A 26,302-nucleotide genomic window follows, 5' to 3' on the forward strand; every position below is an offset into this window, starting at 1 on the left:
CTAGGAAGACAAGGCCTTCTGGGCAACGGATTTCGGTTTTTCGGGGGAATGTTTGGGAGGTTTAATTCACCGGCGTTCCCAAGGGAGGCCCGATCGGCGGTCCGAGGGCTGGTTCGGCGGTTGTTTCCACGGGTGCGACGTCGACGCTGACTCGCAGGGTCGTGGCTCCGCCCCCGAGCACGATGCCTCGCATGGGGCTGATGTCGTCGTAATCTCGACCATGACAAATCGGGATATGATCGGTCCCCGTTCGCACCGCGTTGGTCGGATCAAAATCGACCCAACCGATTTGAGATCCGGCATAAACACTGATCCAAGCGTGAGACTCGTCGCATCCGACCAAGCGAGGTTTCCCAGGCGGTGGATACGTTCGCAAATAGCCGCTGACATATCGGGCGGGCAATCCGATGCTGCGTAAACACGCGATTTGGATATGGGCGAAGTCCTGGCAGACGCCGGCTTTGAGTTCGAATGCGTGCGAGGTGGAGGTGTTCACGTCTGTTGCGGTGGTGTCGTATCGGAAATCCCGATGAATCTTCCGCGTCAAGGCGTCGACGCCTTCGGTCACCGAAACGCCTGGCAACAAGCACTGACGCGCATAGTCGGCGAATCGAGGATCGTGTTGAATTCGCGTCGACCCGAATGTGAACTCGCGGGCTTGCCAATCGATGGGTGTCGTTCCCGCACGCACATCGCCGACCAAGGTTTCCCACGCGGGCGCATCTAATAAGTTCTCAGCCTCGGGGGCGAATACGCTGACGCGACTGCGAACGTTGACTATGAGTGATCGGTGCAACGCTTCGATCGAAAACGAATCGACGATGTTGCCGAAATAATCCGGATGGGTGTCAATGGATAGCGGTTGCGGCTCGATCTGAACCTGACATTCGTGGCACGTCAGATGGGGCTGTGTCCTCGGCCGCATCCGAAGTTGGTTTTGGCACAGCGCGACCGGCTCACTATATTGATACGAAGTCGAGTGCAGGATGCGATACTGAGCGGTGGCGGTCATGAGGGGCCCGAAGTCGAAACGGCAGAAAGCCCCTTAGGTGAGAGCGATCCTTCGCGATCATTGTAGGGATGACAACTTCAACTGGGAACATTCCGACCTCATGAACATGCGAGTTGAACTCCACTTCGTGGTATCTGGACTCGCAAAAGTTCAATGATCTAACTCGACAATTGCGAAGTCTTGCGACTCCGGCTGCGCACAGGGTGGAAGTTTGGCAATGACCAAACGTTCTTATGACTGGACACTCTCTTATGACGGGACACTCTATCGGGTGCGGATGTAGATCGGAACCTGCATGATGTTCCGGTTCGAAAAACGGCTGGCCGTCGTCGGGTTGGGATTCCAGCTAGGACGCAACGTAGGGCTTCCCGCCCATCGAGCGGCTTCCAATCGAGCGATCCGGCTGCGGGTTTCTTCCAACGCTCTAGCTTGGCGAAGCTCCATCGCCGTCATTCTCAATGGGTCACGAGACTTGGAACCGTTGTGCTCGTCGACCAACTTCAGATCCGAAGGACTACTCACCGGCAGCATCGCGAGACTGCGGTCGGAGAACGGAATCCGCTCGACCGCCGGACCGCTCGACTGCAGTCTCCCTTCCCCGAATGAAGAGGCGGGTTTGAACTCATCCGCCGGCCCTTGAGGCTCTTCGGTCGGAAGGGTTTCAAACCGCGCGTCGGTTGGTCGCTCGAATAGATCATCGAGTCCTTGAGCCGAGGCGGTTGAAGCCGTTTGAATCAAAACCAACCCCGCGAGAAGCAAGGTAGGAATCAGAATGGCGGGTGAACGTTTCATTACGAAGGCCCAACGAATAAAGACACAGCCCATCGGGGGCCGCGCAAGCTAATTTGAACGCGTAAGAGATTGATCGACATTCTGGGGGTCCGGGATGAACCTACCGCTTGGCTTTCTCGATGCGACAGCGATCGTCGTTCGGGTTAAATAAGGTAGGCAAATTGGGACAAAGCGATTGACGCCCTAGGTCGCCGAACTTGTCGGCCAGAAAAACTCATGGAGAAATCCAAGCGTGTGGGTGCAAAAAATGACAACTCTGCTAATCTTAACACAGTGACCCCGTGAGTCCGTCTCCTCGTGAGTCATCACGATGAATACTCTTGGTTGGTCAATTCCGAAACTCGAACATCTTGCAGGAGTCATTCCATGACCAAAAAGATCCTCTACTCCGTTTTCGCTCTGGCTTTGTTGACCACGACCGTCGGTTGCCCGCCACCCGCACCCGAAGCGGACGTCAGCGTCGACACCACCACCGCACCGGTCGCTCCTGCGGATGACAACATGACCGCCGTAACGGAAGTTCCTACGGATAACGTCACCACGGGCAGCGAAACCCCCGAAACCCCGTAGTTTGGTGAAGCCTTACCAACAGTTCCCGCGAGTCGCCCATTTTCCTCTCGTGGATCTGAATCTGTTGTCCATTCTTACCGACACGATGGTTGCGACCTCGTGTCGGTCGGATTCAAACGAGTCACCCGTCGTGATCGGATTGGTCGGCACATTGGGTGCCGGAAAGACGCGGTTCTGTCAAGAACTCGCCCGTTCGCTGAATATTGCTTCAGACGAAGTCACTTCTCCTACGTTCACGTTGCTGCGTAGCTATGAAGTCCCCAGGTTTGGGGGCACCGGGTTAGAGAGCCCCGAGCGCGAGCCGAATCGGCCTCGCCGCTGGCATCACTTGGATCTCTATCGGGTGAGGGACGAGGACGAACTTTGGGAGATCGGGATCGAAGAATTGTGGGACGAACGTGGTGCTTGGACGGTGATGGAATGGGCCGACCGTTTTGCCGATCAAATGCCCTCCGAGACGGTTTGGATCGAGATACGCCTGTCAACCCGCGGTGAGTGCGAGGCACGAGAAATTTTGGTTCATTGCCAGCATCCTGAACACGCGATCTGGTGGGAACGAGTCACCACTGAGATGAAGTTGGCAAAAAATCCTTAAGTCGGTGGATTTTGCTTCGTGGCAACCTAGTCTTGTTTATGAACTGCCACGAGCTTGCCGAACAACTCGCCGCCGATCGACCGGACTTAACGCCCGTCGAAGTCGCCCGTTTGTGCTTGATCCTGCTCAACCGCGAACGATCCCCAGAACGTTTGCGGGATCCGAAAGCCCGTTTGGCAGCATGGCGGAACGCTTCGTTTCGGTTCGAAGCCGCGTCGGATCAACACGAAGCGATCGTCGACGAACTCGATCAAATGCTCGGCGATGCCCCTATTGAGTTCTCACCGGACCAACTTTGGACGCTGCTGCGTGCCGTGAAGGTACAAAGCCAAATGCTGGAACTGTACACGGATCAGCCGTCATTGGTTTGACGACAGGCTGGAAGCCCAAGTTGCTGCTTCGACGCGTTAAGGAACCTGCTTGAATTCGCCGCCGGTTTCCTCGGCGAGCGTTTTTAAGAACACGACCGTGTTGCCTAGGTCACCGATGCCAATGGTGTGGAACTTCAGATGTCGCGTGCGATTGCGACGGATCATGTCTTCGATGATCAAGTCCGGCCGTGTCACTTTTCCGAACGTCGGTCGTCCGTCGGTCAACAAGAATACGGCTTCGAGTTGGTCGTCAAAATCGCTCGCATCGACCAACGCCCCGTGCGTGTTGGTTTTTTGTCCCAACATGATCCGATCGACGAACGCGGTCGCCGCGCGTTTGTTCTCGTCGGTGGCATCGACTAACTCATCACGAAACAAACCGATCGTGGTATCAAAAGCCATAATGCCGAACTGGGTTTGCGATGATAAACCGTTGATCGTTTGCACCAATTCCGTCTTGGCTCGTTGCAAACGCGTCCCGTAGTGTGCCGGCTCTCGCATGCTGCCCGAACGGTCGATGATGAATAACATCCGTGCCGCATGGAGATCGATTCCGTAGTACTGGTTTCGTGCTAACTTGGGTCGTTGTCCCGACGACGACGTCACGGGTTGCAACTCGATGGTCGTTGATTCAGTCTCGCTCTTTACCGGCGGTTCGATATCCAACAGAACTTGATCCAAGATTGCGCTGATCGGATGCTCGTCTTGCCATTGCCGCAATCGTTCCGCGTCACCGTCAAAATCACGAAGATCCACGTCCGCCAGACGACCTTGGATTTCGTGCCGCAATTGACCATCGAGTTGCCGGTATAGCTTTTGTAACCACTCGATGGCCCGGGGATCGTGCAGTTGGGCGATCGCCCGGACCAGCGCGAACCGATAGGCGTAACGTTCGTCAAACTCGGGTCGTTTGATCTGCGCCGTCAAGTCATCCAGAGCGTCGTCGAGGCCATGGGATCCGACGGCATCCATGGCAGCCATCGCGATCAAATCATCTTCATGATGGAGTGCCTTTTGAATCAATGGCAATGCCAACGGCGATGGGTCTTTGGCGATCAACGCGATCATCGCCAACAGACTTTCGGACGTTGATTCGCCGGACTGACGCGTTCTCGTATCTGGTTTCTCGGCGGCGAGTTCGTCAGCCCGCTGCTGCAATAGCATTTCCGCCGCAGCGACGAGCACTTCGATTTCCGAGTGTATATCTTCAGGAGACAACGCCAAACGGCTGACGACGTTAGCGCGAGACTTCTCGCTGCGTCCGATCAAAATGCGGTACAAACGCCGCTGCGCCGCCGTTTGAAAATCGTCGGCAGGCTCGTCTGCGGTGACGCAATGAAGGCAAACTCCAGGCAACCAATTCGGCACCAGGACGCCTGAGATGGCGATTGCGAAGACGACGCATAACCCCAATCGTTTCATCTGATCTTGGTCCCCCCGAATCGCTCTAAAGCTCCCATCGTCTGGATCAACGCGGATTCGGCATCGATCCCACATCGTCGTGCGGACTTTTATCTTAGCACCTGCTCGCGGATAAGTGACCCGGATTTTTCATTCTAGGCTGGCTACGCGGCATACCTCCAAGTCCGACGCCGTGTTGATTGAATCGTAACCCGATGCGTGACGGCGTGTTGGTTCAATCGTTTAACGGCAAGCCGCAGGCGACAGAGTTTGAAAACGCTGGCGCCTGCGGCTTGCCGTTAAACGAAAACGCCCAAACGTGCACTCAATCAACACGCCGCTGGCGCGTCGGGCTTGTTTTAATTCGGTCCCAGTAGGGTTTTCGTGGCGGCGGCGATGTCGGTTTGCCGCATTAATGACTCGCCGACCAAGATGCCTTTGACTCCGGCGGCTCCCAAATGTCGCACGTCGTCGTGAGTCCGGATACCGCTTTCACCAATGATCAACCGATCACTAGGAATGTCTCGGGCCAAACGAACCGTGTGGTCCAGATCCGTGACGAAGGTGCGGAGGTCGCGGTTGTTGACGCCGACCATCCGCGTCGACGTCGCCAAGACGGCGGTCAGATTATCCGGTTCATACAATTCGATGAGGGTTTGCAATCCCAACTCGGTGGCTTGCTGGTCGAGCCGGATCAGTTCATCCGGTGTCAAACACTCGGCGATCAACAACACCGCGTCGGCTCCGGCGGCTCGGGCTTGCAAGAGTTGATATTCATCGACGATGAAGTCCTTTCTCAGGATCGGCAGATCCACGGCCGCTCGCACCTGTTTGAGATACTCCAGCGAGCCTTGAAAGAACGGTTCGTCGGTCAAAACACTAATGCAAGCCGCTCCGCCGTCTTGGTATGCCCGGGCGATCGTGGCGGGGTCGAAGTCTTCTCGAATCACTCCGGCCGACGGACTCGCCTTTTTGACTTCCGCGATCAGCCGGACTTGATCGGTAGCCGCGAGCGATCCGCGAAAGTCGCGGCAGGGCGGAAGCGACGCGATTTGCTCGCGAAGTCTCTCCGGTGCAGTGGATTGTTGATCGCGAGCGATCGTTTCACGGGTTTTGACGAGGATGTCGTCGAGGATGCTCATGATCAATGCTTGAAGTGACGCCGACCGGTGAACACCATCGGGATTTCGAATTCGTCGCAAGCGGCGATGACCTCGTCGTCACGGCGCGAACCGCCCGGTTGTACGATCGCGATGATCCCGGCTTTAGCCGCCAACTCGATCGAATCGGGGAACGGGAAAAACGCGTCACTGGCGAGGATCGCCCCGTCGGCCCGGTCGCCGGCTTTGTCGATCGAGATTTCGACACTATCGACGCGGCTCATTTGGCCCGCGCCGACACCGATCAACGCGGTTTCTTTGGCGAGGACGATCGCGTTGCTTTTGACGTGCCGGACCATCTCCCAACCGAACGAAATGTCGTCCCATAGATCGTCGTCGACTTCGGTTTCGGTAACGGTTTTCCATTGCAACGGCGAACTGGTCATTCGATCGGCGTCTTGGACCAACATCCCACCACTGATGAACCGGCGTGAGAACTTCGGTCCGAGGGTATCCAACCGTCCGACCTGCATCAATCGCACGTTGTCTTTCCATTTCGGCCGCGTCGTCAACAAGCCGACCGCTCCGGCTTCGAAATCAGGAGCCACGATGGCTTCGATGAACAAACCGGGTTCGCACAATAACTCGGCGGTCTTGATGTCGACGGTGCGGTTCAATCCGATGACGGATCCGAACGCGCTGAGCGGGTCGCCCGCCATCGCTTTCTCGACCGCGTCGACAAGTGTTAAGTCGGTCGCCGCGCCACAGGGGTTGTTGTGTTTCATCACCGAGGCGGCCGGTTCGGCAAAGCTGCGAACGATCTCCAAAGCCGCGTCGAGGTCCAACAGATTGTTGTAGGACAACTCCTTGCCGCTGATCTGTCGGGCGGAAACCAAATTGGCCGAACGTTCCGACGGGTCACTGTATAACGCCGCTCGTTGGTGTGGGTTTTCGCCGTATCGCAATTGGGCTTTGCGACGCAGCGACACGTTCATCGTTCCCGGAAATTCACCACTGACATGATCACCCGAAAGATAATCGGCGATGCTGCGGTCATACGTCGCGGTGTGTTCGAAAGCTTCAGCGGCGAGTCGCCGGCGCAGTTCCAAGGTCGTGCCGCCGAGCGTGTCGAGCTGTTCGATGATTTCACTGTATTGCTCGGGACTGGTGGCGATGACCACGTCGTTTTGGTTCTTGGCCGCCGCACGCACGAGGCTGGGGCCGCCGATGTCGATCTGTTCGACGCATTCTTCCCGCGTCGAACCAAGACGAGCGGCAGTGGCGGCAAAGGGATACAAATTCACGACCACGATGTCGAACGGTTCGATGTCATGTTCGTCGAGCTTGGCCAGGTGATCGTCCCGGTCGCGGCGTGCCAAAATGCCCGCAAAGATCCGCGGATGCAGCGTTTTGACGCGTCCGTCGAGCATTTCGGGAAAGCCCGTGTACTCGGCGACGTCTTCGACTTCGATGCCGGATTGTTGCAGGTGCGTACGCGTCCCCCCGGTGCTGTAAATCGTCACTCCCGCCGCTTGTAATCCGGCTGCGAGGTCGGTTAGCCCCATTTTGTCGCTGACGCTGATTAAGGCATTTCGAGCTGGTACCACGTCGGACACTAGGATTCACTTTGGCAAAAGAAACAGGACGGATGCGAGCGGACCGTATGTTCGTTGGCCCATTCAAAATGGTCAAGGTGGAGAGAATCACGTAGGCTGGGTCGCATCGATAGCGGAGACCCGGCAGGGGCTGAATGGGTTTCTCAAAAACTTAAACTTAAACTTAAACTTAAACCTAAACGGCCCCCTCCAGACGCGAGCGACGCTCTATCTGTTGAGGGGGCGAACGCGAGTTTAGGTTTAGGTTTAAGTTTAAGTTTAGGTTTAAGTTTAGGTTTTTTACAGGCGGACGGGGATTCCGGCGGCTTGCATGATTTGTTTGGTTTGCGTGATTGTGAAGGTGCCGAAATGGAAGATGCTCGCCGCCAACGCCGCGTCCGCTTTCCCATCGCGAATCGCCGCGACCAAATGATCCGGATGGCCCGCTCCGCCGCTGGCGACGACGGGGATTGAGACCGCTTCGCTGACCGCTCGGGTGATCTCGATATCGTATCCGTCCTTCGTGCCGTCGGCGTCCATGCTGGTCAAGACGATCTCGCCGGCTCCCAACTTCTCGACCTCCCGCGCCCAGTCGACGGCCTGCAAACCCGTCGGTTTGCGACCGCCGTTGATGTGGACTTCCCAGAACTCTTGACCGTCTCGCTGGATCCGCTTGGGGTCGATGTTGACCACGATGCACTGGCTCCCAAACCGGTCGGCCGCTCGCCGCACGAAATCAGGATCGGTGACGGCCGATGAATTGATCGAGACCTTATCACATCCCGCCGACAACAAAGCTCGGACGTCGTCGACCGTGCGAACGCCGCCGCCGACGGTCAACGGCATGAATACCTGCTCGGCCGTCCGGCGGACGACGTCCAAGAGAATATCCCGTTCCTCGTGACTGGCCGTGATGTCCAGGAATACCAACTCATCGGCTCCCTCGGCTTCGTATCGCCGGGCGACTTCGACCGGGTCACCGGCGTCGCGAAGGTTAACGAAATTGGTCCCTTTGACGACTCGCCCGCCGTGGACGTCTAAACAGGGGATGATGCGCGCGGCTAGCATGAGTGAAGAGTGAAGAGTGAAGAGTGAAGAGTGTTCACTGGGACAGACGAAAACGGATGTCTTGGATCTTGGCTTGGGGGTGGTCTTGGAGCAGCCGTTTTTGGATTTGGCGTTTTTGGAACGTGAACTCCTGCATCGTCACACTATCGACGACGTAGATGTGCAGGACACCTCTGGTTAGCTTGCCGATCTGGAACGACTCGTTCAACCCGGGACCAACCGCTGCGGCCACCGAAGCGGTCATGGCATGTTCGATTCCGACCGACGCATAGCCTCGTCGGCTCATCAATTGCGAAACGATCGTCCCGATCTTACGGGCTCCGGTTCCCCGCTCGTCGGCTTTTGAACCGGCCGGTTTCGGTTTCTTGGCAGGTTGTGGAGGCACTTGGATTCTCGGTCGAGAAGACGGGCCGACGAACAATGACTGTCGCTTTTAAAAAATGGCATAGGCTTCCAACCTTTTTATACCACACAAGTTCTCATGTATTGCTCCCCTGCCAGCTCGTCTGGCAGGAAGCCGAGGTTCGCAAGCTAGACACGAGCCGCTATTCCTCCAACCATCCGATTTTCACTTGTGCTCGCCGCTTGAAGCGGCGAGCACAAGTGAAAATCGGATGGTTGGGAGGGCGTCGTTGTCTAGCTTGCGAACCTTATTCACCCACGAGACGAGCTCGTGGGGGTCAAAAAAGATGTGGGGTATAAAAAGGCTGGAAGCCTATGCCACTTCTTGTTCATGCGTTTCTTATCGGTCTCGGGCCATCGGCATGATCACGTAAGCATACCCGTCGTCGGTCGTCAAAAGTGCGGGCGATTTGGACGATTCGATCTCCATCACGAAAACCGATTCGCCGTCCATGACTTTACAAAAGTCCGCCAAGTACCGGTGATCCATCGTTAACGTGATCGGCTCGCCGTCGTAGCTGATCGGCAGCTCGATCTGCGATTCGCCCAGGTCCGCCGTCGACGCTTCAAGTTTCAAGGTTCCGTCGGCGAAGGTGAAATCCACGCCCCGGCTGTCGATGTCCGTCACGATCGCGGCTTGACGAAGCGCCGCGAACAACGGCCCGACCGTCACGTCCAACTGAACCGCGTTTTCGCGTTTGGGAAGGACTTGCCGCCAGTTCGGGTAGCGTCCTTCGACCAGACGGCTGGAGATGACCGCTCGCGGCGTGCGGATCATCAGATCATTGCCACGCGAGGCGACGTCGACGGTGTCGTCCTTGTCGCTGAGGGCCTTTTCGATCAGTGCGATCGCCCGGGTGGGAACGATCGTAGTCATTCCGTTGGTTTGGTGACCGCCGACCGCGTCGCCTTTGCCTTCCATCCGAGCCAACCGCCGCCCGTCGGTGCCCACTGCGATCACCGATCCCTCTTCCATTTCCAACAGCACGCCGCCAAGAGCGTAGCGGCTCGATTCGGAATCGGTCGCGAAGGCCGTTCGTCGTAACATCTCGCGGAACAGTCGCGTGCTGATTTGGTGGTACTTTTGCTCGTCGAATTCATGCACCGACGGGAACTCGTCCGGGTTCGCCCCCGGCAATCGGAACTTGCTACGGCTGCCGGCGATCCGGATCCCTGATTCGTCGGTCTCGATCGTCAGACTCTCGTCGTTGCTTTCCCGCAAGATCGCTCCGGTCTTTTGTACCGGCAAGAGTGCCGTGCCTTCGGTGTGGATCTCGACCCCTTCGGTAACGTCCAAACGAATTCCGACCTCTTGGTCGGTCGCCGACAAAGTCAGCTTGCCACCGGCGGCGGTTACCTTGACGTTCTGCAGGATCTCTTTGGGCGATCGGCTCGGGGCGATGCTCGCGGCGAGGCTGAACGCGTTGGCGAGTTGGTCACGTTGGCAGGTGATCTTCATCTTGAAAAGTTCTTCGCTGAGTTATCGCTGGCGGGGCCATGGGTTATCGCTGGCGGGGCCGTGGGCATCGAATGTTTTAACGATCCGATGCCTTCGACGCACCCCCTACGAACGAGTTCGTCGATCGACGTGGTGAGCATTGCTAGCAACGAACTCATGGTTCACGCGGGTTTGCCATCAAAAGAACTAATCTCTTTAATCGTCGTCGTCGTAATGTCCGAGGAGCGAGTGTCGCAAACTAGGTTCAGTTCGCGAGAATCACAGGCAAATAGCCTAGCAAATAGGCGGAAATCGACTGTGGAAAACCTGTCGCCAGGATGTCTGAATACTGTCGTGATTTGTCGAGAATGCAAACAGTTCAAGACACTCGGAAGTGACCGGCTTCATTAACTCAGACAAAACAGGACAATCAACAGACATTCAGACGACAAGTTTTCCACGGAAGCTTGGAGTGTTTAGGTAATATGGGATGTCATCAAGAAAGTTTAAAAATGACTCAGAAATCGACGAGTAAAGACCCTTCTCAGGTACCCAACCCAGGGTCGTTGGCGATCGTTTGGACGACGACGGCTGATGCCGAACAAGCCCAATCGATCGCCGGGGAACTCGTCCAACGACGATTGGCCGCATGTGTCCAGACCGACGGGCCGATCCGCAGCACTTATGTTTGGAAGGAAGAAATGCAGGTGGAAAATGAATACCGATTGGCGATCAAAACGACGTCCGAAAAGGTAGCCGATGTGATCGATTGGCTTGCCCAAAACCACCCCTACGAAGAGCCAGAAATCCTCGTCACACCGGTCACCGAAACGTCGCCCGGTTACCTCTCTTGGGCGGCCGCTCAAACTAGTTGAGACACTTGTAGGCTGGGTGGAGGAGGCTTTGCGACGAACACCCGGCATAGCGCCTTATTGGCTCGTGTTCGAAACTTCAACTTCAACCTACGCCTAGTCAAGCGAGCAACGCTCTTGGGTGTCTTCGCCCTGTGGAGGGAGCTAGGGCGAGTTTAGGTTTAAGTTTAAGTTTAGAAACACTGAGCGATCCAATGACGGGTCTTCGCTATCGCTGCGACCCAGCCTACGGGACGCTGGGAAATGGGCGATTGAATCGGCGGCCTTGTCAATAATTTTTGGCCTGGCATTCGCTCCACCGGTATGATGAGAGAGACGGAAAGGTCCGATATCCGGCACCCTTTCCAAATCAAAGTCAACCAATGGGAACCGAACAGATGAATACGACGTTTTTTAATAGAAAGTGGACGAGGTGGAGCCAAATGGCGGCCGTCGTCGCGGTTTGCTGGGTCCTCACTGTCGCGACCGAGCGGCCGGCCAACGCGCAGTCCTTGCCAGGGTATGGAACGGGTTACGGGTTCACCGGTGGCGTCGGATGGGGACAACTACCGAGCACTCCACCGAGCCAGGGAAGCGGGCTCCGCTCGCAGTTCAATTCAGGGCAAACGTACCGACTGCCCGCTCAATCGGGGTATCGCTACGGAGCCTATCGATACGGGTATCCGAACCGATACCCGCAACCGGTCTATTCACCCTACGGCTACGGGTATGGCAATTACGGCTATGGTGCCGTTCCGTATGGTTACGGCTATTTCAACAACGGCGTGCAACTGAACACCTATCCCGGCGGCGTGATTCAGACTTTCCAGGGAGTGCCGATTCGCTAACACTTAGCATCGCGTGATCAACAAGTGATGGATTCTTAACGTGGCGTCGACTGAAAGTCGACGTTTCAGGGTTTGGCGACTGAAAGTCGCCACCACTTAATGTTCACGCGATGCTTACTAACTTGTTTTGGCCAATCGGGGGACGGGCGAGGGCCTTAATTTTCGGCCGAGCCGAGCATCCGCAACAACGCCATCGTGGCTTCGATTTCTTCGCTGATGATGTTATCGGCTCCCAGTCGTCGGAGCTTGCTGACGTTGGATTGATATCGGCACCGTACGATCAACTTTGCTTCGCGATTGACCCGCCGGATCGCCCGGACGATTCGCATGGCGGCTTTGTCATCGGCGACACACACGACGATCACCGACGATTGATCCGCTTCGGCGAGTTCCAGAATCTTCGGGTTGGTCGCGTCGCCCGCGATCGTCCGAAAACCGGCTTGGGCAAACGCGTGCAGATTCATCGGACTGAAGTCGATCAGACAAACGTCTTTGCCCATCGTTTCGAATTGGGCCGCCACCCGAGTGCCGATCGGTCCGGCACCAATGACCGTCGTTCGATGCCCTTGAATCGAGACCGAAGTGTCGAGCCGAACCGAATCGTTCGCCTCGACCGGATCATGAATCTTTCTTAAGCCCCATTTCATCAACGGCGGTGTCAACAACAACGATCCGACGGCAATGGCGACGATCCGTTGATAATGAATCTCCGTCAACACGTTGGCTTCCAATCCGACGAGCGCCAATACGAATGCGAACTCACCGACATGCGCTAACCCGATTCCCATCGCGAAGGAGTGACGCCAGTTCATTCCGGTCAAATGGAGAGCGACGGTGGCGGCGATCGCTTTGACAACGATCAACGAGAACAACATTCCTCCGATCAATAGCGGTTCATTCCAGAACAACCGTGGATCGAGAATCAAGCCGAGGCCGACGAAGAACACAGCCGCAAAGGTTTCGCGGAACGGCAAGACCAACGCATCGATTTGCGAAGTCCAGCGGTTTCCGTTGAAAATCAAGCCAGCCGCGAACGCCCCCACCGCCGGGGGCAAGCCGATGTGATAGGCGGCCAAGGTGACGCCTCCGAGCGAAACGATCGTGAACAAAATCACCATCTCGGGGCTGCGGTAACCGGCGAACCAGGGAATCAACCATCGGGCGAGCGCGTGACGCAAGGCGATGATGCTGATCACGAAAGCAAACGAGACACCCACCGTCGACGCGTATCGGGAAAACCCGGCTGCGGGTTGGTCGCCGGTGAGCATCGGTAAAATCAACAACAATGGCACCAAAGCGGCGTCTTGAAACAACAAGATGCCGATCGCCCGTTGCCCGTGGGGCTTTTGCACTTGCCCCCATTCAGAGAGCGATTTGAACACCAAAACGGTGGAGCTGAACGCCACCGCCGAGGCGATCAGGACGGACGATTGCCAGTCCATCTGCCAACTCATCAGTGCCGCCGAGACGGGAAGGATCACCAGCAACATCTGCACGGCACCGCCGATGACGAAGTTCCGTCCCAATCGTTTCAGTTCATCGATCGAAAATTCGAGACCGATCGAAAACAACAACAAAAACACACCCGCCTCGGCAAAATGCTCGAGTTCGTGGTTTTCGTCGAGCACCCAGCCGGAAATACCGCGACCCAGAACCGCGCCGACCAGCAAATATCCGATGAGAACCGACGATTTCAGCGATCGGCAGATCATGGCCGCGATCAACCCGGCGGTCAGGATTAGGAATAGGTCGTGGATCAGAGATTGCGTCATTTGCCCAGTAGAATCTTCTTGCCCGAATCGGTCACGGTGGGTTCGCCATTGTCAATGGAAAAGAGTATCTTGCGCCAAAACGAGTCCATTTTCGCTTTGAATCCCGACGTATGAAACAAATTCGCAACTTTTGCATTATCGCTCACATCGACCACGGCAAGTCCACGTTGGCGGATCGTTTGATCCAAGCATGCGGCGGGATCACTCAACGGGAGTTCCACGACCAAATGCTTGATTCGATGGATATCGAGCGAGAGCGTGGGATCACGATCAAGAGCAACACCGTCACGCTCAGCTACACGGCCAAGGACGGGCAAGAGTACCAATTGAACTTGATCGACACTCCAGGACACGTGGATTTTTCGCACGAGGTTCGGCGGTCCTTGATGGCTTGCGAAGGCGCATTGATGGTCGTCGATGCTTCCCAAGGGGTGGAGGCGCAAACGGTCGCCAACTTGTACTTGGCGTTGGAGTACGACCTCCGGTTGTTGCCGGTGATCAATAAGATCGACTTGCCTGCCGCTGACGTCGAGCGGGTTCGTGAAGAAATCGATGAAGACCTTGGTTTGGATCCCTTTGCCGCGATTCCCGTGTCGGCGAAAACGGGTCAAGGGATCGACGATGTTCTCGAAGGCATTGTCGGATATCTACCGCCACCCAAAGGCGATCCGAAGGCGCCGCTGAAAGCATTGATATTCGATGCATTTTTTGACAAGTACCGTGGTGTGATCATGCAATGCCGGATCATGGAGGGAACGCTCAAGCCGAAGGACGAGATCCTTTTCATGCACGCCCAACGTGAATTCAGTGTTGATGAACTCGGTTACAACCAGTTCAAATTGGTGCCTAAGAAACAGCTCGTTGCCGGCGAGGTCGGTTACATCGTTGCGGGAATCAAGTCGGTCCAAGACATCGAGATCGGCGATACCATTACGTCAATCAAAAATCCCGCCACCGATCCCATCCCCGGTTACCAACCGGCCCGGCAGGTCGTGTTCTCGTCGATCTATCCGATGAGTACTGACGAATACCAAGACCTCACCAAGGCTCTCGAAAAACTATCGATCAATGACGCCGCATTGACTTTCGAGAAAGACAGTTCGGCGGCTCTCGGATTCGGATTCCGCTGTGGCTTCTTGGGATTGTTGCACCTAGATGTCGTTCAAGAACGACTGGAACGCGAGTTCGATATCGGGTTGGTCATTTCGGCCCCGTCGGTCAAGTATCAACTCAATCTCAAAGACGGTTCGACGCTCGAAGTCGACAACCCGAGCCATTGGCCAGACCCCTCGACGATCGATTCGGCGAGCGAACCGTATATCCGGGCTCAGATCTTGATCCCCGAAGAGTACGTCGGACCGGTCATGGAGTTGTGTCGCGATCACCGCAGCGAAACGCAAACGATGAACTACCTCTCGGCCGGGCGCGTCGAAGTGACCAGCGAGATGCCGCTTGGCGAAGTGTTGTTTGATTTCTACAACAAACTAAAGATGATCACTCGCGGTTACGGTTCGTTCGATTACGTGCCGATCGAATACCGCAAAACCGATATTGTGAAAGTCGACATCCTCGTCAATCAAGAATCCGTCGATGCCCTCGCGTATCTCGTTCACCGAGAAAAGTCGCGGGCTCGGGCATTGCACTATTGCGAACAACTCGCCGATGCGATTCCCCGTCACCAGTTCAAAATCCCGATCCAAGGCGCGATCGGTGGAACCGTAATCGCTCGAGCCACGATCGCTGCGGTCCGCAAAGACGTGACAGCCAAATGCTACGGCGGCGATATCTCGCGTAAGAAAAAATTGCTCGAGAAACAAAAGAAAGGAAAAGCCAAGATGAAGCAATTCGGCAGCGTCACGATTCCGCAAAAAGCATTCATCTCGGTCCTACGAACGAATAAGGAAGCATAATCAAAGCGGAATTTTGACCACGATTATGCAGTGTGCGAGCCTGCAGGGTTGTTGGTCAGAGGTTCATCGGCAATCGTAGCCCGTCGTAGGCCAGATGAATTCCCTCAGGCAATTCAGCGTCGGCGACCGGATGGTTTAAGTCGTGACAGATATGCGTCAGGTAAGCTTCTTGCGGTTGAACTTTTCGAATCACTTCGATCGCTTCGTCGACGCTGAAGTGCGTCGGGTGCGGTTGATATCGAAGAGCGTCGATGACAAGCGTCTTGACCCCTCGTAGTAGTTCGATAGACGATTCGGGTACCTCGTTGGTGTCGGTGCAGTAAGCAAAATCACCGATGCGAAAACCCAACACGTCAAAATAAGGTCCATGTTTGAGCGGTATAGGGATGACCTCTATGCCAAGAACTTCAAATGGAGTTCCGGTAATCGTGACGAAGTCAAGCTGCGGTGTCGAACCCGGATGTGTTGCCTCTCGGTCACTGAAGGCATAGTCATAAACTTTACGAATCCGCCGCTCGACGTGTGATTCGCAATAGAGGGGGACTCCATGGCCCAGACGAAACGGAAACAATCGAAGATCGTCCAGCCCGAAAAGATGGTCAGTGTGTTCGTGAGTGAACAACACCGCGTGAATCAATGGAATTTTCTCACGCAGTAACTGAGTTCGTAAATCCGGTGGCGTGTCGACCAATAGATTTCCGGCGGGCAATCGAAACAGGATCGCGCAGCGGGTTCGATTATTCCGAGGATCGGTGCTGGTGCAGACTTCACAATCGCAACCCAGAGCAGGAATACCCACGCTGGTACCCGTTCCTAAGAAAACCACCTCAGGAAACACAGTGGCCTGATTCGGCGGCGATTCGGGATTGCTGGTTCGGGGGGTGTTCATGGCCAGAGATGGTACCGCAAACTCGACCGAACTGGCAGGGACCACCTCAACGTGGATCGGTCGACCGTCGATGTCGAACAGTCATCACGAGCAGAATGATCGCCCCGATGACGGACCCAAACCAACCACTCGATTGAACTACGCTGCCTCCGCGAAGCAGGAACCCGATTGCACCGCCGATGAATGAGCCGGCGACGCCCAAGGCAATCGTTCGCACGCATCCCATCGGCTGAGAACCCGGGACGAGTGCCCGAGCGATCAGACCAACAAGAAACCCGAAAAGAACCCAGCCGATGATGGAAAACATGCGTTACCTTCGGTTCTTTCGGGCAACGGTTGCCTTCTTGTTGTTCTGTATCAAACGCGCCGCCGTCTCATCGCGATAAAGTTGGGTCGTCGTGGACTCTTCGGCTTCGGCAGGCTCCGAGGGGATCGGTTGGACAACAACCGGATGGCAAACGCCGTGAACGGTTTGAATGGGGATAGTCATAGGTCGATTCATGTTTTTAAGAGTGAATTTGCTTTGTTTGATCGCTCATGCGATGGCATTAGAAAGAGCATGTTGCGTGCCGTAAACATGCCCAACCGATCACAATCCGACGTTTGAGTTTCCAGAGATCCCTTTTCATTCGAGCCGAAGTCCGTACCCGGCGGCGAATCGGTGATTCGAAAGGCTAATTAGCCATCCGTTGCTGCACGTCGGCTAATGCTTGATTGATCATCATCCGAACGCCGTAGAATCTTGAACGAGCTACTCTCGAATCGCCTTCCAGTGGTGCGATCGCGGTCAAGCAATTCTGTAGTTTAATTTGCATGTTCGGTAGGTTGACCGGATCAGTGTCTGATTCGTCGAAACGATTCCAACTCTGTTCCTCGCCACTGTCGACGGCGAGAGGATCGAGTTCGCCGTTGATCCGCTCGGCGATCATCTGGGCGGTCGTCAGTACGATCTTCGGCCGGCCCGCAAGGACAGCGGCACGTAATCGAAACATGGCGAGGTCTTTTTCGCTCAAATAAGGAATGCAACTTTCAAGTAACTTCAGATTTTCCTGGCCACGACTACGAACCGATCCGGACGAAGGATCGATTTCTCGCCACTGAACACGCAGGATCGCGGCGGTTCCAAAAACAGGATTTTCCACCGAAAACCGAGCGAGTTTGTCGTCGATCGCTTTCATTTTGGAATAGTCTTTTTCCCGCATCGCTTCGATCGCTTCGGCGATCGCGCTGTAGGGAGATCGCAGTTGTTCAATCACAGAGGCACTCAAGTTTCGCAACGATTCTTGATCTGAATCGTTGGCCGATACGCTCTCCCGCATGACCAAGTACTGGTTCACCCAAGCCGGTTGATATGAGGGGTCCGCGCTGGTGCTGAGTTGAAAGTGGTGAAGTGCCTTCTCGAGTTCTTTGTTCGCCAACGCAAGATAACCTTGGGCAAACTCGCGGCGCGAAAGATCATCAATCGTTGCAAGCAATCGTTCTGCATTGCGGTCGCGACCGGCCGCGAAACGGCGAAGAAGGATCGCAAGACGAGCATCGGAATCGAAGGTTCGACCGATTGTTGACTCTCTTACCAACGGATCATATTCATTGATGGCCTCGGTAATCTTGTTCTTGTTTCGTTCGTGCTCGTCAGATCGAATCCGTTTCATCGCCAGCAGATTGTTGTTATCGGTGGTGATCGGTGCGTTCTCGCTGAGTCGCCGCAACCCTTCATCGTCGAGCGCTAAAGCGGCGACGAGAGCGTGGGAATGATTGAGTCCCATTTGTCGATACAAAGCTCGATCCGACATGGAACGGCACACGGCATAAAGCTCGCGTCCATTTTTCTGCGTCCAATCGATGGAAGAACGCAACCCCACAAACAATAACGCCGATTCGTTTGGTTGAAACAAGGCGATGTGTTCGAACACGTCACCCATCGTAGCCGCTAAAGACCGGAAAAGATCTAAATCGACGAATTGTCGATCCATCCACAGCACGAACACGCCTTGATCGGTCAAGTGATCACAGGCCAGTTGAGCAAACTCACGCGTGTAGAGGTGCGATGCGCCCGCTGTCCATGGGTGCGAAGGTTGGGAAACGATGATGTCGTATTTCCTCTGCGTTAACGCTAAACCGCTGCGTCCGTCATTCAGGATGATCCGAATGCGATGGTCGGTAATGGGATCTCGTTGCCTGAGTGGCGCGACGATCCGATTGGCTTGGATCATGCCTTCTTCGAGCTCAAACACATCGATCTCGCGTACCGAATCCGGTGCATGGGCCGGCGCGACACCGCCTCCAAAACCCACCACAAGCATCGTTTCGGCTTCGGGAAACAGCGATGCCGGTAAAACGCCCAACCAATTTGTCGTGCGTTTCCAGTTGAACATCGATCCCTTGGGGCTGGCCGTCGCCTCGGGCAATCCATTGGTCGACATTAGGAAAGCGCCCGCTTGATTGTGTATGGTGACGGTGGCCGATCGACCCGTGTGAACGAAGGTCAATTGGCCGCCACGTACATAGTTTTCAAACGAGCTGACTCGCAATAGTTCCGACGGTTGTGTCGGAAACGCCCATCCACCGACCAAAACAATGATCGCGATCAAGGCGAAGTGATTCTTGGGGATTTGGGACCAAAACAGGAAACACGCCGCGATGATGAGGTTACCCATCATGGCAACAATAAGAGTCGTTTGGTAATTGCTCATCGGTAACAAGTAAGTTCCCGTGATGAACGCGCCGATGACACTGCCGATCGTTCCGCACGCGTACACCTTCGCCGAAGAACCCGCCGCGTCGTGTTCACCACGGGCGTGGATTCGGATCGCCCAAGGGAAACTCATTCCGATCGCGATTGCGGGAGGAACCAACAAAAGCACGCTGAACAACACCCGAGGAACCGATTCGGTTTGCCTTACCAGAGATAACTCATTGATCCACCCGGCCAAGGATTCCAATCCGTACCAAGAACCCAACGCGAGCAACGCTGTGAAACACTGAGCGTAGAAAAACCCCCGCGAAGCGACGTGTCGGTCGGGAGCCAAACGGGCCGCGATCGCCCCGCCGATCGTGATCCCGGTCAGAAACGCCGCCAACATCGACGCGAACGCGAACAACGATCCGCCCAACACATGGCCGAGCATCCGCGTGAACAAGATCTCGTAAACAAAGGAAACAGCGCCGCTGCAACCAATCAATAACAATACCCAGTCCGCCGCCGGCAACGACCCCGCCGGCATCCGTGTTCCCGGAGGCTCGGGTGATTCTCCTGCCCGACCGGCCGTCGAGCGGATCGGTTCCTGCTCCGATCGGGCGGTGGAGATCGATGTGGGACGTAAAATCAACGCGACGATCAAAAACACCAAGACGTTGATAGCGACGCCGACCAGGATCGTCCGGAACAGACCCAAGTGCGGCAAACAAACGAAAGCGGCCAATAAAGTACCCATGACCGCCCCGAGCGTATTGATCGCGTAGAGTGCCCCGATTCGTTTTCCCAGGTGCGCGTCTTGGTAAACGACATGCTTGGACAACATCGGCAACGTCGCGCCCATCATCGTCGTGGGCAAGATCGTCGCCAAAAAAGCACCACCAAAAGCAAACGAGATCTGGCTGAAATCACCCGCATCGGGAGGCGCGTCCGCACCGCCGTACAAGCCGATCTGCACATAACGGACGGCCCACAACACCGTCGGAACCAACAATGCCGTCGCCGCAATGCCTAGTTCCAAGATCCCGTACACCAACAACGGTCGCGACGCCAAACGTCCATTTCGATCGCGAGACAACCACCAACCGGCAAGCAGCGACCCCAACGCTAGTCCGCCCATGTAGGTGCTCAAAACGATCGCGAGTGATTGTTCGGACGTACCGAACTGGATCGAGAACAGTCGCAGCCAAACGGTTTCATACAGCAACGCCGCAAACCCGCTCAACCAAAAACAAACCGCTACGACCAAAAAGGTGTCGGGACTCTGTTTCATACTCACCTTCCCGTTTTACGCCACCATGGTGGGAACCGATCGGCTTCTTAGGCGGTCGTCCACGCGGGCGAAGGGTCATTTCAAGATCAAACCGTCGGGCGACGGACTCCACCCAGTTTTCATGACCCAAAGGGCTGCCACGGTTGAGGGCGTGATAGATGATATCACCTTGGTCGGCTCGCGTGGGACGTGGCACGCACATACGCTAATCGTTCGGAAAGTGCCGGTAAGGAGTCCTGACACCTTTTTGAGCTGGTCAAGTTTGTGCTAGGCGATCACACTGATGCGATGAGTTCTGCTGCACCGAATCTTTCGTCCGACGCTCGTTTGCATTTCGTCACCGGCAAGTTGGCCGAGGTGTCGCTGCGTTCCCAGATTTCGATCGCTATTGAGCGTGAGCCGTTCGCATTCACGGTCCAGGTATTGCCGATCACGGTGGCGGCGTTGATCACGCCGAAGTGGTTGCTGAGGCATTTGCAGGTGCCCGATGGGACAACGCATTTGATTCTGCCGGGGTTTTGCGAGGCGTCGCTGGACGATTCCGGCGATGCCGAGGGACGCACTTGGCGGACTTTGATCGCCGACGCTGCTGAACTTCCGGCGGAATCGGTTCTATGCGGTCCGAAGGATTGTCGCGACCTGGATGCTTGGTTGGGTGGCAAGATCGTTCAACCGGATTTGAGCCGACATTCGATCGAAATCATTGCGGAGATCAACCACGCACCTCGGATGAAGATCGACGACGTGGTTGCGATCGCGGGTGCATTGCGCGGCGAAGGGGCCGATCGGATCGACGTAGGTTGTGACCCGTCGCGACGATGCGAAACGATCGGCGACTATGTCTCGGCTTTGGTTGCCGCCGGACACAAAATTAGCATCGATACCTTCGACGCATGGGAAGCGGCCACCGCAATCGAGGCGGGGGCATCGTTGGTGTTGTCGGTCAATTCATCCAACCGGGATCAAGCGATCGATTGGGGATGTGAGGTCGTTGCGATTCCGGATACTCCCGACGACTTGGATAGTTTGGATGCGACGATCGCATTTCTTTCTCGGCATAGCGTGCCGTTTCGTTTGGATCCGATCTTGGAACCGATCGGGTTCGGATTCGGGGAGAGTTTATTGCGTTACGCGGAAGTTCGTCGGCGGTATCCCGAGCACGCGATGATGATGGGAATCGGCAATCTCACGGAGTTGACGGACGTGGACTCGGCAGGGTTGAACTTCGTGTTGCTAGCGTTTTGCCAAGAGTTCTCGATCAATAGCGTGTTAACGACACAGGTGATTAACTGGGCTCGTTCGAGCGTCAAGGAATGCGATTTAGCAAGGCGTTTGGTTCATTACAGCATCACGCAGGGAGTCCCACCGAAACGTTTGTCCGATCAACTCGTGATGTTGCGAGATCCAAAACTGCGACCGCACGCGTCCGAGGTGATCGAGTCGATTGCATCAGGGATCCGCGATAACAATTACCGGATCATCGCTCAGGACGACACGTTGCATCTGCTCAGCGCCGGAGTGCATCTACAAGGCACCGACCCGTTCGCGATCATGGAAGAATTGTTGTCCTTGCCTGAGTCAGATAACGTCGACCCGTCCCACGCGTTCTACCTCGGGTACGAAATGGCCAAAGCCTCGATCGCGTTGCAGTTGGGCAAGCAATACGATCAAGACCAAGCATTACGATGGGGACATATGACGGTGGAAGAGGATTTGCATCGGATCGCACGAACGAGTCGGCACCGGAAACGTTCGTAGACGTAAATTCGTATCGCAACCCGACGCATGAGCGAGGGATAATTGATATTGACTCATCCCTCGCTTACGCATCGGGTTATGATTCGATCAGCCTACGGCTTCGAGGTCAACGAAGCTATCGTTCTCGTTCGATCAATCGCGTACGCGATCGAACAGGTCGAGGTATCGTTTCCAATCATGCTCGGTCAAGTCGTGTTTTCCGTCGCGGAGATGATAAGTGATCGTGCCGTCGGGGTACGCTTCATTCGGGGCTGGCATCAGAGTCGGGGATTGCCCGTTGGCATCGACCAAGCCCGGTTTGTCAAATAATTGATAAACCGGTGAGGCATGCACGCCCGCCAGGAATTCGCCTTTCGGATCGGCCCACGTATCCTCGGTGGCACTTCCGATCGCGACCGGGCGCGGGGCAGCAAGCGCGATCAGTTGATGGCTATCGACAGGAAGGGCGTTTTCATTTTCGTTGTAGTCGTTGAAGCGATCACAGAACCAATGCGGGAACGAGGTGTTGATTCGTCCTACGGTTTCCCCGATCGCTCGACGCGACAGTGCCACGCCACCGCATCCTGAATTGTTGCTGATGATGACCGCGAAACGCGGATCGACCGCGCCCGCCCAAAGCGAGGTTTTGCCCAGACGCGAATGACCGATGACGGCGACTTGGTCGGCGTCGATCCCCAGTGCAGGGGTTTGTACAATCGCGTCCAGCACGCATTGCAATCCGTAGGTCCAACCGGCGATCGAACCGGGGCGGATGTCGGCGGGTAATCGTTCGATCCAATCGGCAAATAACCCGTGAACGCCGTTTTGGAACCCATCATCGAAATCGGGATCAATGTCGCCGTAATACAACGTCGCCACTGCGTAGCCTCGGTCGTTGATCATCGACAACGGCCAACGATCCGACGCGACGCCCCGTCCGGCATCCAGCGGAGTGTTGCCTCGGCTGGTGGCATCTCGACGGTCGCGTACCCACGACGGTGAAATGCGAACCAACGGATCGTCGGTGACGGTGTGGTTGCCTTGGAAGTTCAATCCCAAGAAAGCCGGTACGGGGTTGTCGGCGGATGCGGACGAGGGGACGTCGATCAGGACCATCAGGTCCAAGCCGGGCTGGTTGGTATCGGGCTGCTCATTGGATTCACTTAGCGGCAACAGGGTGACTGTGAGTTCATACCGCGTCGTTTTGCCATGGTTCCAAGTCGGATCGCGACGGACGATCTCGGTGTGGATGCGGCGTTGGGTGGGCATGGATCCGAAAACGTGGTGTTCGAACTTCAGCAGCGTCTCTCGGCGTCGGGATTCCCAATCATTCCGTGTGTCAATGCGTTCACCGTTGGCATCGATGAGTGGATCTGGGAGGGTGAACTCGGGAATCTTCGATTCGTCGTAATTCGGAACAAACTTTGCGGATTTCGTCGGTGCGGGCTTTGTGTCAGCGGGCGAAGCTGCTTCAAGCCGTCGCCAAACCGTGTTGAGCGGCAATGCGGTCAATGGCGAAGCGACCACCAAGAACACCGTCAACCGAAATGCGGGCCCGAAAAATCTCATTATTTTTGACATAGAATCACTTCGCTTGCCTTTGGTAGTCCTTCGTCGTTACTCTGTTTCGATCTTTTCTTATCTTTTCGCACGAAAACAGGGCCGATTGATCGGCCCATGGATCATAACTCGTGAACGCTGCCGATTCGACTGCCGACGACGAAGACCCTGCGCAGGGTTCGTACGCCGAGTCGGTTTGCGAACGTTTCGGCATCCCGATCACCGAGCCGCTGCGTCAATGGTGGGACGCCGGCGAAGGCCGCGTCCCACTTTGGAAAACGCTCGGTCCGGGAGAATACCGGCACCCGGCGACTCCCGAATCGTTGTTGTCGGAAGTCCCCGACGCGGTTTGGCCGCCGTTGATGCCGCCCAATTTTCTCCCATTGGTGGGCAACGGTATTGGCGATTGGCTGTGTTTGCGATTGCTTGATCCGGATGTCGCCGCGGCGACCGGCCGGGCGACCGACGTGTGCCATTGGTATCACGGGGGTGGCGACTGGTTGCCTTGGGGTAACACGTTGGCGGAAGCTTTGTTGTTCGATTGGATGTTGCCGCGTCTTCCGCAGGCCGATCGACGTCATGCCGACCCGGCGGAATGGATGGGCGGGTCGTCGACCGATTCAAACGACCGTTCGCCGCTTGAGCAAACCGATCATCCTTGGGTTCAATGGGCCAAGTCGTGTTTACCCGCGATTGACTCCATTGATTTCAATCATTGCTCTCCTCTCAAACTCGGACAGGAGTTAATCGCCGCCGGGCTTTGCGAAATCCCTGTGCGTTGTCAATTGACGATCGATAGTCTCGATAGTGTTCTGTTGAATCAACTCGAACCCAAGTCCGCTCATCAACTCGGATTGTCTTGGAACGACTTGATGCGATGGTGTTTCGATTTGCGAGAACTTCCTGAATCGGTGGCGATGCGATTGCAGAACGAACTCGGCGTCACGCCGGCCGACTTCCAACCCGATCAACAACAATGGGACGTAATCGAAGAGCATGCCGAAGCGATCGCGAAACAAGCCAGCGATTTGTCGTGGGGTCACGATCTGCTTGGCTATTGTCGTTTTCGTCGCGGCGACCATCGTGCGGCTTGCGAGTCGTTTCGCTTAGCGATCCGGTGCAGCGTCTTCACCGATCAGAGCGTTCGATTGCGGACTCACTGGGCCACGTCGTCCAACGGCGTTGCCAAGTTTGCGGCTCGGTTTTTGGGTACTCAAGAACTGCTCTTGATTCACCAGCATTACGAAAACAGCATGCCCGAAAGCGGTGTTTCCGGCGACTTGACATCTGCCACGATCGAGCAGCTAGGTATGGTTCCCGGGCGGATCGACTCGGTAACGCTGGCACGGCAGCTCGGTGAGCCGACCTCGGAGAATGCCGAATCGGTTCGCAGTCGTTATTCGGCGATGTTGATGGACGCCGCCAAAGCCGCCGTTGACGAGTCTCCGGCGACGGCCGCTCGGTTGTATTACTGCGCCGGCTGGGATCTCGGGGCGGAGCCGTTGAAGTGCTACGGCGAACTGCTTGACAACTACATCCACGCTTGTCATCAAGCCGGTTGGTCCGGTCATGAACGACTCGCCCGCGTCCACCGACGTGGGCTCCAATCGAGATACAACTTATGAATGAATCACTCAGCCCGAACGGCGCATCGAAAGACAACGACGTTTCAAAAGACATTGTCTGGCACGAAGACACCGTCACGCGCGAACATCGCGAGGTGAATTTGGACCAACGCGGGTGCGTGGTGTGGTTCACCGGCTTGAGCGGTTGTGGCAAGAGCACGATTGCTAATGAACTGGACCGGTTGTTGATCGAGCACGGAGCGGCGTCGACCTTGCTCGACGGGGACAACGTCCGTCACGGCTTGTGCGCGCCTCCGGCGGTATTGGCGGTCGAACACGGTGATGAATTTGCGACTCGATTCGGGTTGGGGTTCTCCGCGATCGATCGTGAAGAGAACATCCGCCGGATCGGTGCGGTCACGACGCTCATGGCATCGGCCGGATTGATCACTTTGGCGGCGTTCGTCAGTCCGTACCGGCGTGACCGCGACCGAGTCCGCAAAATGGTCGAAACGTCCGGGCAAGAAGGAGATTTCTTTGAAGTGTTCGTGGACACGCCGATCGAGGTTTGCCAACAACGCGACCCCAAAGGTTTGTACAAGAAAGCCATCGCCGGCGAGATCAAGAATTTTACCGGGATCAGCGATCCATATGAGGCACCCGAGAAACCAGAGATTCATCTGACGCACCGTGAAGACGCGACACCGACAGATCAAGCAAAAGAGATTTTTGACGCACTACTTCGGTGCGGTGTGATCAGTCATTAGGCGAGATGCCGAGTTCTAGGCGTCTGAGTCTCTGTTGAAGACACGATGCCCGTTGCGATCAGCGACGGGCATCGTGGGAGTTCGTCTTTGT

23 protein-coding genes are annotated in these 26,302 nt (G+C 55.9%); 9 read left to right on the plus strand and 14 right to left on the minus strand.

Going from position 1 to position 26,302, the window contains the following annotated elements; translation table 11 throughout:
* Nucleotides 1-61: 61 nt before the first annotated feature.
* Together Pla100_RS05940 and Pla100_RS05945 are read right to left on the minus strand one after the other, a co-directional pair.
* Entirely contained in the window at nt 62-1,012 is a 951-nt protein-coding gene (locus tag Pla100_RS05940) for a transglutaminase family protein (RefSeq protein ID WP_146576782.1), read from the minus strand.
* A gap of 264 nt (nt 1,013-1,276) precedes the next feature.
* Complete coding sequence (locus tag Pla100_RS05945; RefSeq protein WP_146576783.1) at nt 1,277-1,804, minus strand: malate synthase; 528 nt, start codon at nt 1,802-1,804, stop codon at nt 1,277-1,279.
* A 366-nt stretch (nt 1,805-2,170) separates the two neighbouring features.
* Between Pla100_RS05945 and Pla100_RS05950 the strand changes: the two genes are divergently transcribed.
* The 3 genes from Pla100_RS05950 to Pla100_RS05960 all read left to right on the plus strand — a co-directional run bounded on the left by Pla100_RS05950 (nt 2,171) and on the right by Pla100_RS05960 (nt 3,340).
* Nucleotides 2,171-2,374 (plus strand): hypothetical protein, encoded by a 204-nt coding sequence (locus Pla100_RS05950; RefSeq protein ID WP_146576784.1) that lies wholly within the window; start codon nt 2,171-2,173, stop codon nt 2,372-2,374.
* Nucleotides 2,375-2,438: 64 nt separating this feature from the next.
* Nucleotides 2,439-2,969, plus strand: coding sequence for a tRNA (adenosine(37)-N6)-threonylcarbamoyltransferase complex ATPase subunit type 1 TsaE (gene tsaE / locus Pla100_RS05955; protein ID WP_231602769.1), 531 nt, complete (start codon nt 2,439-2,441; stop codon nt 2,967-2,969).
* 38 nt (nt 2,970-3,007) lie between these two features.
* The gene (locus tag Pla100_RS05960; RefSeq protein ID WP_146577300.1) at nt 3,008-3,340 is read left to right on the plus strand and encodes a hypothetical protein; all 333 of its coding nucleotides are present in this window, start codon (nt 3,008-3,010) and stop codon (nt 3,338-3,340) included.
* 36 nt (nt 3,341-3,376) lie between these two features.
* On the opposite strand, the gene Pla100_RS05965 is transcribed toward Pla100_RS05960, so the two are convergent.
* The 6 genes from Pla100_RS05965 to dnaN all read right to left on the minus strand — a co-directional run bounded on the left by Pla100_RS05965 (nt 3,377) and on the right by dnaN (nt 10,365).
* Entirely contained in the window at nt 3,377-4,762 is a 1,386-nt protein-coding gene (locus tag Pla100_RS05965; protein ID WP_197167733.1) for a VWA domain-containing protein, read from the minus strand.
* A gap of 338 nt (nt 4,763-5,100) precedes the next feature.
* Nucleotides 5,101-5,883, minus strand: coding sequence for an indole-3-glycerol phosphate synthase TrpC (gene trpC / locus Pla100_RS05970; RefSeq protein ID WP_146576786.1), 783 nt, complete (start codon nt 5,881-5,883; stop codon nt 5,101-5,103).
* Nucleotides 5,884-5,885: 2 nt separating this feature from the next.
* A complete protein-coding gene (gene purH, locus Pla100_RS05975; RefSeq protein ID WP_261344777.1) occupies nt 5,886-7,457 on the minus strand; it encodes a bifunctional phosphoribosylaminoimidazolecarboxamide formyltransferase/IMP cyclohydrolase in 1,572 nt (523 codons plus the stop codon).
* 279 nt (nt 7,458-7,736) lie between these two features.
* Nucleotides 7,737-8,504 (minus strand): imidazole glycerol phosphate synthase subunit HisF, encoded by a 768-nt coding sequence (hisF, locus tag Pla100_RS05980; protein ID WP_146576787.1) that lies wholly within the window; start codon nt 8,502-8,504, stop codon nt 7,737-7,739.
* Nucleotides 8,505-8,538: 34 nt separating this feature from the next.
* Entirely contained in the window at nt 8,539-8,889 is a 351-nt protein-coding gene (locus Pla100_RS05985) for a DUF721 domain-containing protein (protein WP_231602770.1), read from the minus strand.
* 357 nt (nt 8,890-9,246) lie between these two features.
* Nucleotides 9,247-10,365, minus strand: coding sequence for a DNA polymerase III subunit beta (dnaN, locus tag Pla100_RS05990; protein WP_146576788.1), 1,119 nt, complete (start codon nt 10,363-10,365; stop codon nt 9,247-9,249).
* 491 nt (nt 10,366-10,856) lie between these two features.
* Here dnaN and cutA point away from each other — a divergent pair, with 491 nt between their 5' ends.
* Nucleotides 10,857-11,219 carry a divalent-cation tolerance protein CutA gene (cutA, locus tag Pla100_RS05995; protein ID WP_146576789.1) on the plus strand — a complete coding sequence of 121 codons (363 nt, stop codon included), beginning with the start codon at nt 10,857-10,859 and terminating at the stop codon, nt 11,217-11,219.
* 374 nt (nt 11,220-11,593) lie between these two features.
* Complete coding sequence (locus Pla100_RS06000) at nt 11,594-12,043, plus strand: hypothetical protein (protein WP_146576790.1); 450 nt, start codon at nt 11,594-11,596, stop codon at nt 12,041-12,043.
* A 155-nt stretch (nt 12,044-12,198) separates the two neighbouring features.
* On the opposite strand, the gene Pla100_RS06005 is transcribed toward Pla100_RS06000, so the two are convergent.
* Nucleotides 12,199-13,815, minus strand: coding sequence for a cation:proton antiporter (locus Pla100_RS06005; RefSeq protein WP_146576791.1), 1,617 nt, complete (start codon nt 13,813-13,815; stop codon nt 12,199-12,201).
* A gap of 110 nt (nt 13,816-13,925) precedes the next feature.
* On the opposite strand from Pla100_RS06005, the gene lepA reads away from it, so the two are divergent.
* Entirely contained in the window at nt 13,926-15,725 is a 1,800-nt protein-coding gene (gene lepA / locus Pla100_RS06010; RefSeq protein WP_146576792.1) for a translation elongation factor 4, read from the plus strand.
* A gap of 55 nt (nt 15,726-15,780) precedes the next feature.
* Here the strand turns inward: lepA and Pla100_RS06015 are convergent, their stop codons facing one another.
* The 4 genes from Pla100_RS06015 to Pla100_RS06030 all read right to left on the minus strand — a co-directional run bounded on the left by Pla100_RS06015 (nt 15,781) and on the right by Pla100_RS06030 (nt 20,582).
* On the minus strand, nt 15,781-16,614 hold the full coding sequence (locus tag Pla100_RS06015; protein ID WP_146576793.1) for an MBL fold metallo-hydrolase: 834 nt from the start codon (nt 16,612-16,614) through the stop codon (nt 15,781-15,783).
* Nucleotides 16,615-16,660: 46 nt separating this feature from the next.
* A complete protein-coding gene (locus Pla100_RS06020; protein ID WP_146576794.1) occupies nt 16,661-16,921 on the minus strand; it encodes a GlsB/YeaQ/YmgE family stress response membrane protein in 261 nt (86 codons plus the stop codon).
* Nucleotides 16,922-16,924: 3 nt separating this feature from the next.
* Nucleotides 16,925-17,104 (minus strand): hypothetical protein, encoded by a 180-nt coding sequence (locus tag Pla100_RS06025; RefSeq protein WP_146576795.1) that lies wholly within the window; start codon nt 17,102-17,104, stop codon nt 16,925-16,927.
* Between the two features lie 184 nt (nt 17,105-17,288).
* Nucleotides 17,289-20,582: a fused MFS/spermidine synthase gene (locus Pla100_RS06030; protein ID WP_146576796.1), complete on the minus strand. Its 3,294-nt coding sequence runs from the start codon at nt 20,580-20,582 to the stop codon at nt 17,289-17,291.
* 288 nt (nt 20,583-20,870) lie between these two features.
* Between Pla100_RS06030 and Pla100_RS06035 the strand changes: the two genes are divergently transcribed.
* Nucleotides 20,871-22,340, plus strand: coding sequence for a DUF6513 domain-containing protein (locus Pla100_RS06035; RefSeq protein ID WP_146576797.1), 1,470 nt, complete (start codon nt 20,871-20,873; stop codon nt 22,338-22,340).
* Between the two features lie 132 nt (nt 22,341-22,472).
* Here the strand turns inward: Pla100_RS06035 and Pla100_RS06040 are convergent, their stop codons facing one another.
* A complete protein-coding gene (locus Pla100_RS06040) occupies nt 22,473-23,888 on the minus strand; it encodes a glucuronyl esterase domain-containing protein (protein ID WP_231602771.1) in 1,416 nt (471 codons plus the stop codon).
* Nucleotides 23,889-24,010: 122 nt separating this feature from the next.
* Between Pla100_RS06040 and Pla100_RS06045 the strand changes: the two genes are divergently transcribed.
* Both Pla100_RS06045 and cysC read left to right on the plus strand, forming a co-directional pair.
* Entirely contained in the window at nt 24,011-25,504 is a 1,494-nt protein-coding gene (locus Pla100_RS06045; RefSeq protein WP_146576798.1) for an SMI1/KNR4 family protein, read from the plus strand.
* Nucleotides 25,501-26,211: an adenylyl-sulfate kinase gene (gene cysC / locus Pla100_RS06050; RefSeq protein ID WP_146576799.1), complete on the plus strand. Its 711-nt coding sequence runs from the start codon at nt 25,501-25,503 to the stop codon at nt 26,209-26,211. The genes Pla100_RS06045 and cysC overlap by 4 nt, the downstream gene beginning before the upstream one ends.
* The last annotated feature ends 91 nt before the right edge of the window (nt 26,212-26,302 follow it).

It is taken from the genome of Neorhodopirellula pilleata (assembly GCF_007859915.1).
Classification (GTDB): Bacteria; Planctomycetota; Planctomycetia; order Pirellulales; family Pirellulaceae; genus Rhodopirellula; species Rhodopirellula pilleata.

What these genes read in the sequence shown, in the direction of transcription:
- Pla100_RS05965 (WP_197167733.1), bottom strand. Translation starts at nt 4,762, where the DNA reads ATGAAACGATTGGGGTTATGCGTCGTCTTCGCAATCGCCATCTCAGGC.
- Pla100_RS05960 (WP_146577300.1), top strand. Translation starts at nt 3,008, where the DNA reads ATGAACTGCCACGAGCTTGCCGAACAACTCGCCGCCGATCGACCGGAC.
- Pla100_RS06015 (WP_146576793.1), bottom strand. Translation starts at nt 16,614, where the DNA reads ATGAACACCCCCCGAACCAGCAATCCCGAATCGCCGCCGAATCAGGCC.
- cutA (WP_146576789.1), top strand. Translation starts at nt 10,857, where the DNA reads ATGACTCAGAAATCGACGAGTAAAGACCCTTCTCAGGTACCCAACCCA.
- Pla100_RS05940 (WP_146576782.1), bottom strand. Translation starts at nt 1,012, where the DNA reads ATGACCGCCACCGCTCAGTATCGCATCCTGCACTCGACTTCGTATCAA.
- cysC (WP_146576799.1), top strand. Translation starts at nt 25,501, where the DNA reads ATGAATGAATCACTCAGCCCGAACGGCGCATCGAAAGACAACGACGTT.
- Pla100_RS06005 (WP_146576791.1), bottom strand. Translation starts at nt 13,815, where the DNA reads ATGACGCAATCTCTGATCCACGACCTATTCCTAATCCTGACCGCCGGG.
- Pla100_RS06000 (WP_146576790.1), top strand. Translation starts at nt 11,594, where the DNA reads ATGAATACGACGTTTTTTAATAGAAAGTGGACGAGGTGGAGCCAAATG.
- Pla100_RS06040 (WP_231602771.1), bottom strand. Translation starts at nt 23,888, where the DNA reads ATGAGATTTTTCGGGCCCGCATTTCGGTTGACGGTGTTCTTGGTGGTC.
- Pla100_RS06035 (WP_146576797.1), top strand. Translation starts at nt 20,871, where the DNA reads ATGAGTTCTGCTGCACCGAATCTTTCGTCCGACGCTCGTTTGCATTTC.
- Pla100_RS06020 (WP_146576794.1), bottom strand. Translation starts at nt 16,921, where the DNA reads ATGTTTTCCATCATCGGCTGGGTTCTTTTCGGGTTTCTTGTTGGTCTG.
- Pla100_RS06030 (WP_146576796.1), bottom strand. Translation starts at nt 20,582, where the DNA reads ATGAAACAGAGTCCCGACACCTTTTTGGTCGTAGCGGTTTGTTTTTGG.
- dnaN (WP_146576788.1), bottom strand. Translation starts at nt 10,365, where the DNA reads ATGAAGATCACCTGCCAACGTGACCAACTCGCCAACGCGTTCAGCCTC.
- Pla100_RS06025 (WP_146576795.1), bottom strand. Translation starts at nt 17,104, where the DNA reads ATGACTATCCCCATTCAAACCGTTCACGGCGTTTGCCATCCGGTTGTT.
- hisF (WP_146576787.1), bottom strand. Translation starts at nt 8,504, where the DNA reads ATGCTAGCCGCGCGCATCATCCCCTGTTTAGACGTCCACGGCGGGCGA.
- Pla100_RS05950 (WP_146576784.1), top strand. Translation starts at nt 2,171, where the DNA reads ATGACCAAAAAGATCCTCTACTCCGTTTTCGCTCTGGCTTTGTTGACC.
- Pla100_RS05945 (WP_146576783.1), bottom strand. Translation starts at nt 1,804, where the DNA reads ATGAAACGTTCACCCGCCATTCTGATTCCTACCTTGCTTCTCGCGGGG.
- lepA (WP_146576792.1), top strand. Translation starts at nt 13,926, where the DNA reads ATGAAACAAATTCGCAACTTTTGCATTATCGCTCACATCGACCACGGC.
- trpC (WP_146576786.1), bottom strand. Translation starts at nt 5,883, where the DNA reads ATGAGCATCCTCGACGACATCCTCGTCAAAACCCGTGAAACGATCGCT.